Here is a 15248-nt window from a genome sequence, read left to right as displayed (position 1 = left end):
GCACTGTGTCGAAGTGCGACCGGAGCGAAAGCCGACCGGCGTCAGTCCGCCTTGCGGCCGCCCGCCTCGAGCACGTCGCCGGCCGGCCGTTCCTGATGCCCGCCGAACTGCAGGCGCATCGCCGAGAGCACCTGATTGGCGAACTGGTCCTCGTCGCGCGACGCGAATCGCTCGAACAGCGCTGCCGCGAGCACCGGCACCGGCACACCGACGTCGACAGCGGCCTTGACGGTCCAGCGGCCTTCGCCGGAGTCGGAGACGCGGCCGGCGAGGCCGTCGAGCCGGGGGTTCTCGTGCAATGCGGCCGCCGTGAGGTCGAGCAGCCAGGACGACACCACCGACCCGCGCCGCCACAGCTCGGTGACCTTCGCGGTGTCGATCGGGAACTGGTAGAACTCCGGCTCCTCGAGCGGCGCGATCTCGGCCGAGTGCTCAGCCTCGCGCACCCCGGCATCCGCGTTCTCGAGCAGGTTCAGGCCTTCGGCGAGCGCCGCCATGATGCCGTACTCGATGCCGTTGTGCACCATCTTGACGAAGTGACCCGCGCCGGAGGGGCCGCAGTGCAGGAAGCCCTGCTCCTCGGGCGCGAGCTCGCCCGCGCGGCCCGGGGTGCGCTCGATCTCGCCGGCACCGGGCGCGATGGTGCGCAGCAGCGGCTCGATGTGGTTCACCGCGTCATCCGCGCCGCCGACCATGAGGCAGTAGCCGCGCTCGAGTCCGAAGACGCCGCCGCTGGTTCCGATGTCGACGAACTGGATGCCGCGTTCGCGCAGCGCCGCCGCCCTTCGGACGTCGTCGCGGTAGTTCGAGTTGCCGCCGTCGATCAGGATGTCGCCCGGTTCGAGCACCTCGGCCACGGCGTCGACGACGCTGCCGGTGATGGATGCCGGAACCATGAGCCAGATCACGCGCGGGGTCTGCAGTTTGGCCGCGAGCTCCGCATAGCTGGCGGCGCCGGTCGCCCCCTCGGTCACGAGCCCGGCGACGGCATCCGCATTCACGTCGTACACCACGCAGTCGTGCCCCGCCCTCATCAGACGGCGCACGATGTTGCCGCCCATCCTGCCGAGTCCCACCATCGCCAGCTGCATGTCTGCTCCTCGCCTCGACGAACGGCTCCGCGCGAGCCGGACGAGGCTCATCCTGGCATGCTGCGGGCGATGCCTCAACGGGGCCGCCTGCGGTCGGTCAGTCGGCCGGGTCGAGGTGCGACAGCGCGGCGAAGCCGCCCGAGACCGCTTTCAGGCGGGCGACCATGTCGATCGAGCGGTCGAGCAGCCACTGCTGCTGCAGCCCATCGGCCGCCGCGACGACGATGTCGGCAACCAGCTCGGCGTCGACGTTCGGGCCGAACTCGCCGCGCTCCTGCGCCGTCCGCACCGACTGCGCCAGAAGGCGGCGCGCCCACTCGTACCGCTCGAGGAAGAACTCGTGCGCGGGGTGCCTGCCGATGCTCGCCTCCGCCGAGAACTCGACGTAGAGCTGGACGAGTCCCGGCACATTCGTGTTGTGCTCGATCACGTCGAGGAAGCCCTGGAAGTCCGACCCCGGCTGCCAGTAGTCCGCCGTGTCACGCTCGTCGCGCGCACGGAGCACGGCCATGTACAGGTCCTCGCGTGAGCCGAAGTAATGCATGAGCCCCGCCTGGCTCAGCCCGACCCGCTGCGCGATCTCACGGTTCGACGAGTTGCGGCATCCCAGCTCGGCGACGACCTCGAGGGCGACCTCGAGGATCTCCTCGCGCTTCGCCACTCCCTTGGCATACGCGCCACGGCCCATCAAGCCCTCCACAGAACTCTCGTCATCCGTGCGCAGCTCCGCGGCACGACATGGCTGTGTGGAGTCTACGTGATCGACGATCCGCGGGCGCGGAGGAGAGCGGATGCCGCGCATCCACCGGGTTCCGATCCGGTCTGTCGGCGTCGAGGTCATGCGCCTCTCACCGCGTTTCGTCTCGCTTCGCTCGCTCAACGACCAGTGGAGGACCCGCGGGGGCGGACGTGGGCGGCTCGATGCGGCGACGCGTTTCGTCTCGCTTCGCTCGCTCAACGACCACTGGAGCAAGCGCGGTCGACCCGCGGGGGCGGACGCGGGCGGCTCGATGCGGCACCGCGCCGCGTCTCGTCCGGCTTCGCTCGCTCAACGGCCGGACGGGCGGCAGCCGCGTCAGCGGCGCGAGGGGCGACCGGTGCGGGCAGGCCTGGACTGCGCCGCCTCCGTGCCGTCGAAGAGCTCGGGATGCTGTGCCCGCACCGCCTCGAGGTCGGCGAACACGAACCTGAGGTGCCCACGCAGCGCCTCGGCCGCGGCATCCGCGTCTCCTGCGGCGAGCGCGTCGACCACCCGCTCGTGGTCGTCGACGTAGTCCTGCACGCCGCGCGTCGCGCTCATGCCGACATAGCGCGCCCGGTCGAGGTGGCCCTTCGCCGCGCTCACCGCGGCCCAGGCGTTCGAGTGGCCGGCAAGGCCCAGCAGCGCACGATGGAACTCCTCGTCGAGCGGGTAGAACTCGTCGCGGTCGGATGCCGCGCGCTGGCGCGCGACGAGGTCGCGCAGCATCCGCTCCTCCTCGTCCGAGGGCGCGGAGCATGCCGCGAGCGAAGCCAGCTCGATGGCCTCCCGGATGAACTGCGCCTCGCGCACCCGGTCGGGATCGATGCGCGTGACGTAGGTGCCGCTCTGCGGGCGGACCTCCACGAGCCCCTCCTGCGCGATGAGCAGCAGCGCCTCGCGAACCGGCTGCCGGCTGAGCCCCAGCGCCGCAGCGAGCTCGTTCTCCGACAGCAGCGCGCCAGGGGCGAAGCGTCCGGCGATGATGTCGTCGCGGATGCGACCGTAGGCGAGCACGCGCGCCGACGGGCGGGCGGCGGGCTCGGCGTCAGGCATACCGTCACGATAGCTTGACGAATCTTGTATGGCAGTGGTTGCATAGCAATCAGCACACAAGTGCCATACAAGTTGCGTGCGCAGTGCTGCCGCGCCGAACCCGAGGAGCGACGATGTCCATCGACAAGGCCGAGGTGATCGTCACCAGCCCCGACCGCAACTTCGTGACGCTGAAGATCACGACCGCCGACGGCGTCACCGGCCTCGGCGACGCGACCCTCAACGGCCGCGAGCTCGCCGTCGTCGCCTACCTCGCCGAGCACGTGGTGCCGCTGCTCATCGGCGCCGACGAGGACCGCATCGAAGACACCTGGCAGTTCCTCTACCGCAGCGCCTACTGGCGACGCGGCCCGGTCACGATGGCCGCGGTGGCCGCGGTCGACATGGCGCTGTGGGACATCAAGGGCAAGAAGGCCGGCATGCCCGCCTACCAGCTGCTCGGCGGCGCGTCCCGCACCGGCCTCCTCGCCTACGGCCATGCCTCGGGCAAGGAGCTGCCCGAGCTGTTCGACTCGGTGCGCGCGCACCTCGAGCAGGGCTACAGGGCCATCCGGATCCAGACCGGCGTGCCGGGCCTCAAGGCGATCTACGGCATCGCCTCCCAGGCAGCGGATGCCGGTGGCGGCGAGGCCCGCTACGACCACGAGCCCGCCCGCCGCGGTGCGACCCCGGTGCAGGAGGACTGGGACACCCGCGCGTACCTCAACCACCTCCCCGGGGTGTTCGAGGCGGTCCGGAACGAGTTCGGACCGGACATCCCGCTGCTGCACGACGGCCACCACCGTATGACGCCGATCCAGGCCGCGCGCCTGGGCAAGGATCTCGAGCCCTACGACCTCTTCTGGCTCGAGGACTGCACCCCGGCCGAGAACCAGGAGGCGCTGCGGCTGGTGCGCCAGCACACCACCACGCCGCTCGCGATCGGCGAGATCTTCAACACCGTGTGGGACTTCAAGGACATCATCCGCGATCAGCTCATCGACTACGTGCGCGGTGCCGTCACGCACATGGGCGGCATCAGCCCGCTGAAGAAGACGCTCGACTACGCGGCGATGTACCAGATCAAGTCGGGCATGCACGGGCCGACCGACATCTCGCCCGTCGGCATGGCCGCGGCGATGCACCTGGGACTCGCGATCCACAACTTCGGCATCCAGGAATACATGCAGCACGGCACCCGCACGAACCAGGTGTTCCGGCAGAGCTTCACCTGGAAGGACGGGCTCCTGCATCCCGGCGACGAACCGGGCCTCGGCATCGAGCTCGACGTCGACGAGGCGGGGAAGTACCCGTACGAGCAGGCCTACCTCCCCTACAACCGCCTCGCCGACGGGACGGTGCACGACTGGTAGTCACGGACGCCGCCGCGCGAAGTAGGCTGGCTCCATCATGGAGTGGTGGAACTACTGGTGGGTCCTTTTCCCACTGATGGGCATGGCCGGCGGCGCGGCCAAGGCGTGGGAGCGCGGTGCCCGCCGCCGTCACGAGCGCCGCCTGGAGACCCTCCGGATGAAGGCCGAGCTCAAGACCGCCGAGATCGAGGCGCGCGCGCTCACGCAGGGCAGGCGCCGAGGTCCCGCGATCATCGACACCACGGCATCCGTCGCGCCGAACGACCTGCTCACCCGCCTGTTCGCCGAGCACGACGAGATCACGGCCCGGTGGCTCGACTACGAGCTCGACGTCGCCAAGCTGATCGCCTTCCCCGCCATGAGCGACGGGCGGCAGCCACTCACCGCCGCGTTTCTGCGGGCGAAGAGGACGGCGGATGCTCTGCGCCCCGCCTCCGCGGAGGCCAAGGTGTCCGAGCGCCAGGTGTCGGAGTACCTCGACGCTGTCGGCGCCTACGCCGTGGCGTTCGAGATCGCCGAGAAGGATGCGCGACGCCTGCGCGACTCGAGCTTCACCGACGCCGAGCGCAAGCGCCTCGACCGGGCGCAGCAGCTGCTCAAGGTCGCGATCGACGACTCGGCCACCCAGGCCGAGCGCAACGTCGCGTACAAGCGCGTGCGCGAGGAGCTCGACGGGCTCATCCTGCTCTCTGACGACGCCGTGCAGGTCCTCGAGAAGCAGGTCGCACGGGAGATCTCGGCACCCGAGCCGGCCCGCCGGCCCGAAGAGTCCTAGGGGTTCGTCGGTTTCGAGACCGTCAGGCCTCTCGCCGCGGCGTCACCCACATCGTGATGTCGGCGTGCACGACCACCGTGCCGTGCGGGTCGGTGACGTCGACCGAGACCACGACGTCCCGTGCCTCACCGACGCTCAGCGTGTCGAGCCCCTCGATCGTGCCGACCGCGGTGAGCGTGCCCTTGGCCTTCTGCAGGTACCCGACGTTCATCCCCTTGGGGATCCACCGGTGCGACTCCGGAAGCGAGTAGTCGATCGTGGTGCCGGCGACGAGTTCGGCGAGGTTGCAGCACGCGATCGCGTGGACCGTGCCGATGTGATTGTGCACACCCCACCGGTCGCGCATGCGGGCCTCTCCACGGCCCGGCTCGAGCGAGACGATCGCGGGCCGGATGGTCCGGAAGTAAGGCGCCTTCAGGCTCACGATCGTGCTGAAGATCCGCTTTCCGAGCGGACGCGCGTGCAGCGCCGAGTATGCCTTCTTGATGGGCGAGGTCGTCATCGTTCTCCTTGTCGGGGCCTCCCGGCATCCTGGCAGGTGACCGCCGACGAGCAGGAGTAAGCTGTCGATTCGGGCCAAAGGCCCCCTGGAGTCCGAAAGGCGGTGATGGCGATGTCCGACGATAGTCACAGCGCCGCCCTCGCTGCGTCGCGACTCCCTGCGCTCGCGCGCTGAGCATCCGCTCCGCGATCGCACGTCCTTCTCCGCAGCCGACGGTGGCGTCCTCCGCACCCCGACGATTCTGCGCACCCGGCTGACCCTGCCGCGTGCCCTGCGAGAACGGAGCCGCATCATGGCCCTCATCGACAACGGCGTGTACGTCCACGGGCGTCGCGTGGAGACCCTCCGGGGCCTCGACGACACGTCGCGCACGCTCGGCGCACTCGGCGGCATCGCCTGGATCGGCCTGTACCGGCCGAGCCCGCAGGAGGTGCACTCCGTCGCCCGCGAGTTCGACCTGCATCCGCTCGCCGTGGAGGACGCGCTCTCCGGGCACCAGCGCTCGAAGGTGGAGCGCTACGGCGACACGCTCTTCGCGGTGCTGCGCCCCGCCCGCTACCGCGACGAGCAGGAGTCCATCGAGTTCGGCGAGCTGCACCTGTTCGTCGGACCCGACTTCGTCGTGACGATCCGGCACGCCGAGTCGCCGAACCTCGCCGCCGTCCGCCGGCGCATGGAGGCGAACCCCGACCTGCTCGCGATGGGCCCCGAGGCCGTGCTCTACGCGATCCTCGACGAGGTGGTCGACGAGTACGAGCCGATCGTCGCCGGCCTCGAGAACGACATCGACGAGATCGAGGACCAGCTGTTCGGCGACAGCGACGACGACGCGCTCTCCCGCCGCATCTACCAGCTGTCGCGCGAGGTGATCGACTTCCAGCGGGCGGTGCACCCGCTCAGCGGGATGCTGGAGTGGCTGCGCCGAGGGTCGGACAAGTACCGCATCGACGAGGAGCTGCAGCGGTCGCTGCGCGACGTGCTCGATCACGTCATCCGGGTCAACGAGCGGGTGGACTCGTTCCGGGCGATCCTGGAGAACGCGCTCACCGTGCAGTCGGCACTGGTCGCGCGCCGTCAGTCGGAGGCAGGGCTCGCGCAGAACGACGAGATCAAGAAGATCTCCTCCTGGGCGGCCATCATCTTCGCGCCGACCCTGGTCGGCACCGTGTACGGCATGAACTTCGACGTGATGCCCGAACTGAGCTGGGCCTACGGCTATCCGCTCGCGATCGGCGCGATGGCGGCCTTCGCGATCGGCCTGTACGGGGTGTTCAAGTACAAGCGGTGGCTGTAGCGCGGCCCATCCGGCCGTAGGCTCGCCCGATGGGGCACAGTGAGCGGATCCGAGTGGGCATCGTCGGCGCGGGCGGCATCGCGCCGCCGCACGTGAAGGCCTGGCTGACGCTCGGGGCCGAGGTGCTGCTGCTCCGGCGCGGCGGGGCGGCCGAGCTCGCCGCGGCCCACGGGCTCGAGGTGATCGACGACCTCGACGGCCTCCTCGACCGCGTGGATCTCGTCGACATCCTCAGTCCGACGGCCACGCACGCCGGCATCGCGCGCGCCGCGATCACCCGGGGGCGGCACGTCGTGTGCGAGAAGCCCCTGGCGATGACGGCTGCCGAGGCCGCCGGCATCGCCGAGGCCGCCGCGGCAGCCGGCGTCCGCCTCTTCCCCGCCCACGTCGTGCGGTACTTCGGCGACTACGCGCGCATGAAGGATCAGGCGGACGCCGGCACCGTCGGCGACCTCGTCGAGCTGAAGTTCCAGCGGACGGTGGCGGCCCCGGCCGCGGGATGGTTCTACGAAGCGGATGCCGGCGGCGGCCTGATCCGCGACCTGATGATCCACGACCTGGATCAGGCGAGGTGGCTGGCCGGCCCCGTCGTGGAGGTGTCCGCCAGGCAGGATGCGGGCGCCACCCCGCCACTGACCGCCGAGGTCGTGCTCACTCATGCGAGCGGGGCAGTCAGCCGGGTCAGCGCCGGATGGCTGGCGCCTGGCACCCCGTTCCGCTCCGCCGCCGAGATCACCGGCACCCGCGCCATTCTCCGCGCAGACACCTCGGCACCGGTGTCCGCACCGGCCGACCCCTATCTGGCGCAGCTGGTCGACTTCGCCGAAGCACTCGCCTCGGGCGGCCCGGCGCGGGTGCTCCCCGAGGACGGGGTGGCGGCCGTCGCCCTGGTCGACGCGGCCCTCGCTTCACTCGCCGCAGGCGCGCCGGCCAGGGTCGGCGCCGGCTAGCGGCTCACGTCGTAGACGACCTTCACGACGCCGTTGGCGTACGCGGCCGACTCGCGCAGCGTGAGCTGCTGATCGCGCTGCCCCTCCGGGAAGATCGTCTTGCCCGAGCCCAGCATCACCGGGAAGATCAGCAGGTTGTACCGGTCGATGAGATCGGCCTCGCCGAGACGACGGGCGAGCTCCGCGCTGCCGTGGATGAAGATCCCGCCGCCGTCACCGCCGCGCAGCGCCGCGACCTCGTCGGTCGAGCGGAGGATGCGCGTCTCGCCCCAGCCGTCGAGCAGATCCTCTTCGGCGAGCGTGGTCGACACGACGTACTTGGGCAGGTCCTGGTAGGCGGCGTGATCCTCCGACCCGCGCCAGACCGGGGCGAACGCCTCGTAGCTGCGGCGCCCGAACAGCAGCGCCGTGGTGTCGGAGAGCTCCTCGCCCTTCAGGGAGTATGAGTCGGCGTCGAACGGGGTGCGGAACACCCATCCGCCGCTCGGGTGGCCCTCCTCGGGCCCTCCGGGAGAGTCGACGATGCCGTCGGCGGTGATGAATCCGGTGTAGACCAGTTCGCGAGTCATTTCGATGCTCCTGTCCGAGGTCGTGATTCGACCCTCTCATCATGACGTCGAACGGGAGCCGGCGGAATCGACATCGGCCCACAACTCCTCAGATCTGCCATCCGGATCGGCGGAACGCGCCCTGAACCGGGGAACAGGGCGCGTTCCTGAGGAGTTGTGGACCGCGTCGGCTACGAGAGGGTCGCGAGGATCTCCCGCATCTCGGCGATCTCGGCGCCCTGAGCGGCGACGATGTCCTCGGCGAGAGCGACGGCATCCGCGCTCTCACCCTCGGCGATCTGCGTCTCGGCCATCTCGATCGCGCCCTCATGATGCACGATCATCTGCTCGAGGAACAGCCTCGAGGCCTCGGCGCCGGATGCCGCGTCGAGCGCAGCCATGTCGTCTTCCGTCATCATCCCCTCGCCGTGCTCCATCGGCGCTCCCGATTCGGCGGAGACTCCCCAGTCCGAGAGCCAGCCCTGCATCTTCTCGATCTCGGGCGCCTGCGCGGCCTTGATCCGCTCGGCGAGATCGACGACCCGCGGGTCGACACCGTCTTTGCCGAGCACCCGGTCGGACATCTCGACGGCCTGCTCGTGGTGGACGATCATCATCGAGGCGAACATCGCGTCGGCGTCGTTCGCCCCGGCCGAGTCGGGGGCGTCGGATGCCGAGTGATCCATGCCGGGCATGGTCGAGTGATCGCCTGACTCTGCCGGCGCGCAGCCTGCGAGCGCGAGGGAGCCGGCGAGGAGGAGAACGGCCGCAGCCGTGATTCGATTCTTCATCTCTGTCTGCTTTCAGTCGTCGGACGCAGCCGCGGTCGCGGCGCGCGGGTGTGGTGAACCCGCGATTCAGGTGCGACTGATGCAGAGGACGTGAAGTGAGGGTGCGCGCGGCGCCGGGAGGGCTGCCGCAGCGATCCGGGCGGCGTCGGCCCGCGGCGACGGCATCCGCATCCGCCATCTCCCAGGCACCAGCAGAAGGAGGATGCCGCCGAGCAGGGCGAGAACGCACGCCATTCCTGCCGCGTCGGGCGCGGCCGCGACGGATTCGTCCGCCGCTGCGGCCAACGGTTCGGCGATCGTCATCGTCACGGCGGCCGCATCGTGATGCTCGACGCCGTGACCTGGGACGCCGTGACCCGAGAGGTGCCCGCTCAGGGCGTGCATGCCCAGCAGACCGAGGATCAGCGGTGCAGTGAGCACGACGAGCAGCACGAGCCTGCGTACCGCTCGCTGATCCGTTCGCCGACCCGCCATGCCCACAGGGTACCCCACTGGGGTATGAGCGAACTTCCCGGAGGAATCTTGCTATTCGGTGTTGCTAAGTACCGGTACTCAGTGTTACTTTGTAGTGGTAGTCAGCATCACTGAGTACCGACCACAGCAACCACAACGAGAGGAGGACCTGATGGGCAAGCAGATGACCGAGATGCTCAAGGGCACTCTGGAGGGCGTCGTTCTCGCTCTCCTCGCCGAGCAGCCGGCGTACGGATACGACATCACCGCGCGACTGCGCGACCACGGGTTCACCGACATCGCCGAGGGCACCGTGTACGCACTGCTGGTGCGCATCGAGCAGAAGAGCCTCGTCGATGTCGAGAAGGTCCCGAGCGAGAAGGGACCGCCCCGCAAGGTGTATGCGCTCAACGCGCAGGGCACCGCAGAACTCGAGGAGTTCTGGAAGACCTGGCGATTCATCGCAGGTCGCATCGAACAGCTGAGCAAGACCGAGAACAAGGAGAACTGACAATGGCCGCGAAGTGGATCGAAGCGCTCACCGGATCGCTCAAGCAGAAGAAGCAGTACAAGCAGGCGAAGGCGCGCATCGACGCCCTCCCTGAGCCCTACCGCTCGGTCGCGAACGCCCAGCACCGCTACTCCATGTACTACGGCGGCGTCACCGACGGCGACACGCTCGTGCAGATGTTCCTCGACCTCGCCGACCTGTGGGAGCGCGCCGCGATCGACGGCACCCCGGTCAGCGACATCGTCGGCGACGACGCGGTCGAGTTCGCCGAGACGTACGCCCAGGCGTATGGCGGCACGCAGTGGATCGACAAGGAGCGGGCGCGCCTGATCAAGGCCGTCGACGACGCGAAGAAGAAGGAGAGCCGATCATGACCACCCCCGCCATCAAGGTGCAGGGCCTGCAGAAGTCCTACAAGGACCTGCACGTGCTGCGCGGCGTCGACTTCGAGGTGCAGAAGGGGTCGATCTTCGCCCTCCTCGGCTCGAACGGCGCCGGCAAGACCACCGTGGTCCGCATCCTCTCCACACTGCTGAAGGCGGATGCCGGCATCGCCACCGTGCAGGGCGCCGACGTGGCGTCCGAGCCGCTCGCGGTGCGCCGGTCCATCAGCCTCACCGGGCAGTTCGCCGCCGTCGACGAGGTGCTGACCGGCCGCGAGAACATCGTGCTGGTGGCGAAGCTCCGCCACCTCCCCGACGCCGGGAAGATCGCCGACGACCTGCTGGCGAAGTTCCGGCTGACGGATGCCGGCAGCCGCAAGGCCGGCACCTACTCCGGCGGCATGCGTCGCCGGCTCGACATCGCGATGAGCCTGGTCGGGCGTCCAGAGGTCATCTACCTCGACGAGCCGACCACGGGCTTGGATCCCGAGGCGCGCATCGAGGTCTGGGACGTTGTGAAGGAGCTCGCGAACACCGGCACCACCGTGCTGCTCACCACGCAGTACCTCGATGAGGCCGAGCAGCTCGCCGACCGCATCGCGATCCTGCACGAGGGCCGCATCATCGCCAACGGCACTCTCGCCGACCTCAAGCGGCTGCTGCCGGCGGCGAAGGTCGAGTACGTGGAGAAGCAGCCCACCCTCGAGGAGATCTTCCTCACCCTCATCGGCCCGAGTGCTTCGACGGGCTCAGACCCTTCGACAAGCTCAGACCCTTCGACAAGCTCAGACCCTTCGACAAGCTCAGGGACCCAGCGAAAGGACGTCGCAGCATGAGCACGCACTTCGTCGCCGATACGGCGACCCTCACGGGCCGCTCCATGCGGCACATCTTCCGCAGCGCGGACACCATCATCACCACCGCGGTCACCCCGATCGCCCTGATGCTGCTGTTCGTGTACGTCTTCGGCGGGGCTCTCCAGCAGAGCACAGGCACGGACAACTACGTGAACTACCTGCTCCCCGGCATCCTGCTGATCGCGATCGCGTCGGGTATCGCCTACACGGCGTTCCGACTCTTCACGGACATGCAGTCCGGCATCTTCGAGCGGTTCCACTCGATGCCGATCGCCCGATCGAGTGTCCTGTGGGCGCACGTGCTGACGTCGCTCGTCGCGAACGTCATCACGCTGGCGATCATCTTCGCCGTCGGGTTCCTGATGGGATTCCGCACCGGAGCGAGCGTCGCGGCGTGGTTCGGTGTCATCGGCATCCTGCTGCTGTTCACCCTGGCCCTCACCTGGCTCGCGATCATCGCCGGCCTCAGCGCGAAGACCGTGGACGGCGCGAGCGCGTTCTCGTACCCGCTCATCTTCCTGCCGTTCATCAGCTCGGCCTTCGTGCCGACCGACACGATGCCGGGGCCGGTGCGCTGGTTCGCCGAGAACCAGCCGGTCACCTCGATCGTCGACACGATCCAGGCGCTGTTCGCCGAGCAGCCGGTCGGAAACGACATCTGGGTCGCGCTCGCCTGGTGCGTCGGCATCCTCATCGTCGCCTACGTGCTGGCGATGGTCTCGTACCGCAAGAAGATCAGTTGATCGAGTCAAGCGAGCCGGAACGCTCCGACCGGGGTTCATCCCCGGCCGGGGCGTTTCGCCGCGCTCGGCGGCCGGTGCGGGAGAAGAACAACCCTTCGGGGGCGAGCCTCGCGCCTGCTCACCTGAGCCCGACGGGCCCCATGATCACCCGCTTGCGCGTGCGCACCCAGCGGACGCCGTGGTCGCGCCGCTCGGCCCGCGTGGCGAAGCGGTAGCGATAGGTCACCGCGCGCACCCAGCGCGGACGCTCGCCGTCGAACGGGTCGACGCGCAGCAGCGCGAGGGTCGGAGCATCCGCCTCGAGCAGCCGGATCAGGAACGCCGTGAACCAGTCGTCCAGCGACCGGCCGAGCGGCAGGAACCACATCAGCCAGTCCAGCCGCAGATGGTACGGCGCGAACTGCCGCGGGATGCGCCGCACGTCGCCCGGCTTGCCCTTGAACTCGTACTCCCGCCAGTTCGAGCCCTCCTCGTCGGCCGCACCCTCGACCACGATCTCGACGCGCTCCTTCGTCACCGTGCCGAACGCGCCGTACGCGTTCGCCAGCTGCCACCGGTTGAAGCTCGCGTTCATCAGCTGCCTGCGTGCGAACAGGTTGCGCAGGGCCGGCGGGCTCACGATGACGTACAGGATGCCGACGGCGCACGTGATCGCGAACCAGTACAGCGGGATGCCGTCGATCACCCAGGGCCACCCTTCGACAGGCTCAGGGGCCCAGGCTGTGCCGGCCTGAGCGCCGACCCCGGGGAGCCCGATCGCGGAGAACCCGATCACGATCGTCGCCCAGTTCAGCCAGGCGAAGTTGCCGGTGAGCACGAGCCACGCCTGCGTCGCGATCACGACGCAGGCAGCCACCGCGCCGATGATCTGCGGCACGGGACCTGGCACCCACCCTTCGACAGGCTCAGGGACCCCGCTCAAAAGGGGCGCGAACAGGAAGATCGGCACGACCAGCTGCGCGAAGTGATTGCCGAGCACCTCGCCCTTGTGGAACCACCGCGGCAGCAGATGCGCCTGACGGCTGAGCGGCCCCGGCATCGGCTGCGTCTCGTGGTGGTACGTGAGCGCGGTGAGGTCGCGCCATTCACGTCCGCCGCGGATCTTGATCATCCCGGCACCGAACTCGAGCCGGAACAGCAGCCACCAGAACAGCACGATCACGACCGTGGACGGCGGCTGGTCGTTCGAGCCGAGGAACGCGGCGAGGAAGCCGCACTCGATCAGCAGCATCTCCCACCCGAACGAGTAGAACGTCTGCCCGATGCTGACGACCGACAGGTAGCCGCCCCAGAGCGCGAGGAAGCAGAGCATCGGCACCCAGGGAGGGGCGAGCTGCGGGATGCCGGCGACGAGAGCGGCCGCGATCGCGATGCCCGCCCCGCACAGCACGACCAGACGACGGTCGGTGTAGCGGAAGCGGCGGAACAGCGTCGGATTGAGCATCCGCTTCCTGCTGTCGCGGGCGGCGACCCAGTCGAGCAGCGCGGGCGCGGGAAGGAGACCCCGCTCGCCGAGCAGCGGTCGGAACTGGTTCAGCGTCGAGACGAACGCGACGAGGTAGAGCGCCGCGATGCCCCTCTGCAGGGCCTCGCGGGCGAACCCGAAGTCGACTGCGGCGAACCCGTCCACGGCCACAGGCTACGCCGGTGGGCTTCGACGCCGCATGGGGCTTGCGCCCCCAGCCCGCGAGACTTCACGAATGTCTCGTTCCCCCGGGGAAAACGTGACATTCGTGAAGTCTCGCGGGCCGTTGCGGAGCGCTGCTCGGGTCAGGCCTGCGGGAGGGCGGCGACCACGTCGATCTCCACCAGGATGCTCGCCAGCTGCGAGCCCACGGTCGTGCGCACGGGATACGGCGCGGTGAAGAACTCCTCGTAGGCCCTGTTGAACTCCTCGAAGTCGGCGAGGTCCTGCAGGTGCACGGTCGACTTCACGACGTCATCCATCGTGAGCCCGTGAACCGCGAGCACCTTCTGGATGTTGCGGAGCACCTGACGGGTCTGCTCCGCGACGTCATCCGAGATCGCGTTGCCGTTCGCGGCATCCTGCGGTCCGAAACCGGCCGTGTACAGGAATCCGTTCGCGACGACCCCGTGGCTGTACGGGCCTGCGGGTGAGGGTGCGCCCTCCGCGTGGAAACCGGTCTTCGGCATGCTCTCTTTCCCTTCTGCTGACGACAGCGACGAACAGTCAGTCGATCTCGACCCACTCCATCATGGCCAAAGACGATCGGCGAGGCGCGGTGATCTCAGCTGACGACCCAGTCGAACTGGTCGCCGTGCTCCTCGAGCCAGGCGTCCACGGCATCCGCTTCCTTGCCCTCGCCGTACTCGTTGACGACCAGGTCCTCGAGCGCGCCGTACTGCTCGTCGTCCAGCTTGATCTGCTCGATCAGCGCCGCGGCCTCGGGGTACTCCTCCGCGAAGCCCTTGGTGCCCAGGAAGTGCAGGCCCTCGGCCTCGCCCATCGCGCCCTTCGGGTCTTCGAGATCCTTCAGCGGGAACGCGTCGTTGGCCCAGAACGGACGCCACAGCGTCACGACGATGTCCTCCTGCTTCTCGGTCGCCGCCTTCAGCTCGGTGAGCATGGCCGCGGTCGACGAGGTGACCAGCTCGTACTCGCCCTCGAGCCCGTACTCGGGCATCATCTTCTGCGTCTGCGAGGTCAGGCCCGCACCGGGCTCGATGCCGATGATCTTGCCGTCGAAGGTCGCTCCGGCACCTGCGAGGTCATCGATCGAGTCGAGCTCGCTGTACTCGGGCACGGCGATCGTGAGCTTGGCGTTGTCGTAGTACGCGCCGAGATCCTCGATGTCCTCGCCGTAGGTCTCCATGTACTCGGCGTGCGTGAGCTCGGGCCAGGCCGACGGGTAGATGTCGACGTCGCCCTGGGCGAGACCGGTGTACAGCGGGCCCGCCTCGGTGAGCGTCTTCATCTCGACGTCGTAGCCGAGCTTCTCGAGCTGGTCCTCGAGCAGGTAGGCGGTGCTCAGGCCGTCGGTCCACGACGGCAGGAACCCGAGCGTGATGGTGCCCTTGTCTCCGGCACCGCTGGCGCCGCTGCCGCCGCCGGTTCCGCCGGTTCCGCCCATTCCGTCGCCGCTGCAGCCGGCGAGAGTGAGGGATGCCGCGGCTCCGATGGCCACGATGGTCGCGATGTTCTTCTTCATGTTCGTATCTCCTGAGTTCCGTATGTGTGTGTT

18 protein-coding genes are annotated in these 15248 nt (G+C 68.9%); 8 read left to right on the top strand and 10 right to left on the bottom strand.

All coding sequences use genetic code 11. The features are described 5' to 3' along the window. Positions 1-41: 41 nt before the first annotated feature. From gnd to IPV10_RS11555, 3 genes are all read right to left on the bottom strand, one after another. Positions 42-1091: a phosphogluconate dehydrogenase (NAD(+)-dependent, decarboxylating) gene (gene gnd, locus IPV10_RS11565; RefSeq protein WP_207483980.1), complete on the bottom strand. Its 1050-nt coding sequence runs from the start codon at positions 1089-1091 to the stop codon at positions 42-44. A gap of 97 nt (positions 1092-1188) precedes the next feature. Then, entirely contained in the window at positions 1189-1932 is a 744-nt protein-coding gene (locus tag IPV10_RS11560; RefSeq protein ID WP_242684905.1) for a TetR/AcrR family transcriptional regulator, read from the bottom strand. A gap of 234 nt (positions 1933-2166) precedes the next feature. Next, on the bottom strand, positions 2167-2886 hold the full coding sequence (locus tag IPV10_RS11555) for a GntR family transcriptional regulator (RefSeq protein WP_207483978.1): 720 nt from the start codon (positions 2884-2886) through the stop codon (positions 2167-2169). Between the two features lie 113 nt (positions 2887-2999). Between IPV10_RS11555 and manD the strand changes: the two genes are divergently transcribed. Together manD and IPV10_RS11545 are read left to right on the top strand one after the other, a co-directional pair. After that, complete coding sequence (gene manD, locus IPV10_RS11550) at positions 3000-4238, top strand: D-mannonate dehydratase ManD (protein WP_207483976.1); 1239 nt, start codon at positions 3000-3002, stop codon at positions 4236-4238. 37 nt (positions 4239-4275) lie between these two features. Then, positions 4276-5013, top strand: a complete 738-nt coding sequence (locus IPV10_RS11545; RefSeq protein ID WP_207483974.1) for a hypothetical protein — start codon at positions 4276-4278, stop codon at positions 5011-5013. 22 nt (positions 5014-5035) lie between these two features. Here the strand turns inward: IPV10_RS11545 and IPV10_RS11540 are convergent, their stop codons facing one another. Next, complete coding sequence (locus IPV10_RS11540) at positions 5036-5515, bottom strand: hotdog fold domain-containing protein (RefSeq protein WP_207483972.1); 480 nt, start codon at positions 5513-5515, stop codon at positions 5036-5038. Positions 5516-5807: 292 nt separating this feature from the next. On the opposite strand from IPV10_RS11540, the gene IPV10_RS11535 reads away from it, so the two are divergent. Continuing rightward, positions 5808-6809: a magnesium and cobalt transport protein CorA gene (locus IPV10_RS11535; RefSeq protein WP_207483970.1), complete on the top strand. Its 1002-nt coding sequence runs from the start codon at positions 5808-5810 to the stop codon at positions 6807-6809. Between the two features lie 29 nt (positions 6810-6838). Beyond that, entirely contained in the window at positions 6839-7759 is a 921-nt protein-coding gene (locus IPV10_RS11530) for a Gfo/Idh/MocA family protein (RefSeq protein ID WP_207483968.1), read from the top strand. On the opposite strand, the gene IPV10_RS11525 is transcribed toward IPV10_RS11530, so the two are convergent. The 3 genes from IPV10_RS11525 to IPV10_RS11515 all read right to left on the bottom strand — a co-directional run bounded on the left by IPV10_RS11525 (position 7756) and on the right by IPV10_RS11515 (position 9572). After that, complete coding sequence (locus IPV10_RS11525) at positions 7756-8328, bottom strand: dihydrofolate reductase family protein (RefSeq protein WP_207483966.1); 573 nt, start codon at positions 8326-8328, stop codon at positions 7756-7758. The genes IPV10_RS11530 and IPV10_RS11525 overlap by 4 nt on opposite strands. A 170-nt stretch (positions 8329-8498) precedes the next feature. Beyond that, positions 8499-9098: a DUF305 domain-containing protein gene (locus IPV10_RS11520; RefSeq protein WP_207483964.1), complete on the bottom strand. Its 600-nt coding sequence runs from the start codon at positions 9096-9098 to the stop codon at positions 8499-8501. Between the two features lie 66 nt (positions 9099-9164). Beyond that, positions 9165-9572 carry a DUF6153 family protein gene (locus IPV10_RS11515; RefSeq protein ID WP_207483962.1) on the bottom strand — a complete coding sequence of 136 codons (408 nt, stop codon included), beginning with the start codon at positions 9570-9572 and terminating at the stop codon, positions 9165-9167. A 151-nt stretch (positions 9573-9723) separates the two neighbouring features. On the opposite strand from IPV10_RS11515, the gene IPV10_RS11510 reads away from it, so the two are divergent. From IPV10_RS11510 to IPV10_RS11495, 4 genes are read left to right on the top strand one after another with little or no spacing between them, the layout of a single operon-like run. Further along, on the top strand, positions 9724-10062 hold the full coding sequence (locus tag IPV10_RS11510; protein ID WP_207483960.1) for a PadR family transcriptional regulator: 339 nt from the start codon (positions 9724-9726) through the stop codon (positions 10060-10062). A gap of 2 nt (positions 10063-10064) precedes the next feature. Next, complete coding sequence (locus tag IPV10_RS11505) at positions 10065-10436, top strand: DUF1048 domain-containing protein (RefSeq protein ID WP_207483958.1); 372 nt, start codon at positions 10065-10067, stop codon at positions 10434-10436. Continuing rightward, positions 10433-11281, top strand: a complete 849-nt coding sequence (locus IPV10_RS11500) for an ABC transporter ATP-binding protein (RefSeq protein WP_207483956.1) — start codon at positions 10433-10435, stop codon at positions 11279-11281. Before IPV10_RS11505 ends, IPV10_RS11500 begins: the two co-directional genes overlap by 4 nt. Continuing rightward, on the top strand, positions 11278-12045 hold the full coding sequence (locus tag IPV10_RS11495) for an ABC transporter permease (RefSeq protein WP_207483954.1): 768 nt from the start codon (positions 11278-11280) through the stop codon (positions 12043-12045). The genes IPV10_RS11500 and IPV10_RS11495 overlap by 4 nt, the downstream gene beginning before the upstream one ends. Before the next feature lie 118 nt (positions 12046-12163). Here the strand turns inward: IPV10_RS11495 and IPV10_RS11490 are convergent, their stop codons facing one another. The 3 genes from IPV10_RS11490 to IPV10_RS11480 form a co-directional block, all read right to left on the bottom strand. Beyond that, a complete protein-coding gene (locus IPV10_RS11490; RefSeq protein WP_207483952.1) occupies positions 12164-13675 on the bottom strand; it encodes a lipase maturation factor family protein in 1512 nt (503 codons plus the stop codon). A 140-nt stretch (positions 13676-13815) separates the two neighbouring features. Next, positions 13816-14199: a RidA family protein gene (locus IPV10_RS11485; protein ID WP_207483950.1), complete on the bottom strand. Its 384-nt coding sequence runs from the start codon at positions 14197-14199 to the stop codon at positions 13816-13818. A 95-nt stretch (positions 14200-14294) separates the two neighbouring features. After that, positions 14295-15215 carry a glycine betaine ABC transporter substrate-binding protein gene (locus IPV10_RS11480; protein WP_207483948.1) on the bottom strand — a complete coding sequence of 307 codons (921 nt, stop codon included), beginning with the start codon at positions 15213-15215 and terminating at the stop codon, positions 14295-14297. Positions 15216-15248 lie beyond the last annotated feature (33 nt).

Origin of the sequence: Microbacterium sp. SD291 (assembly GCF_017355365.1) — a bacterium.
Lineage (GTDB): Bacteria > Actinomycetota > Actinomycetes > Actinomycetales > Microbacteriaceae > Microbacterium.
Note: the sequence above shows the minus strand (reverse complement) of the source record. Positions and strands in the feature narration are given on the sequence as shown.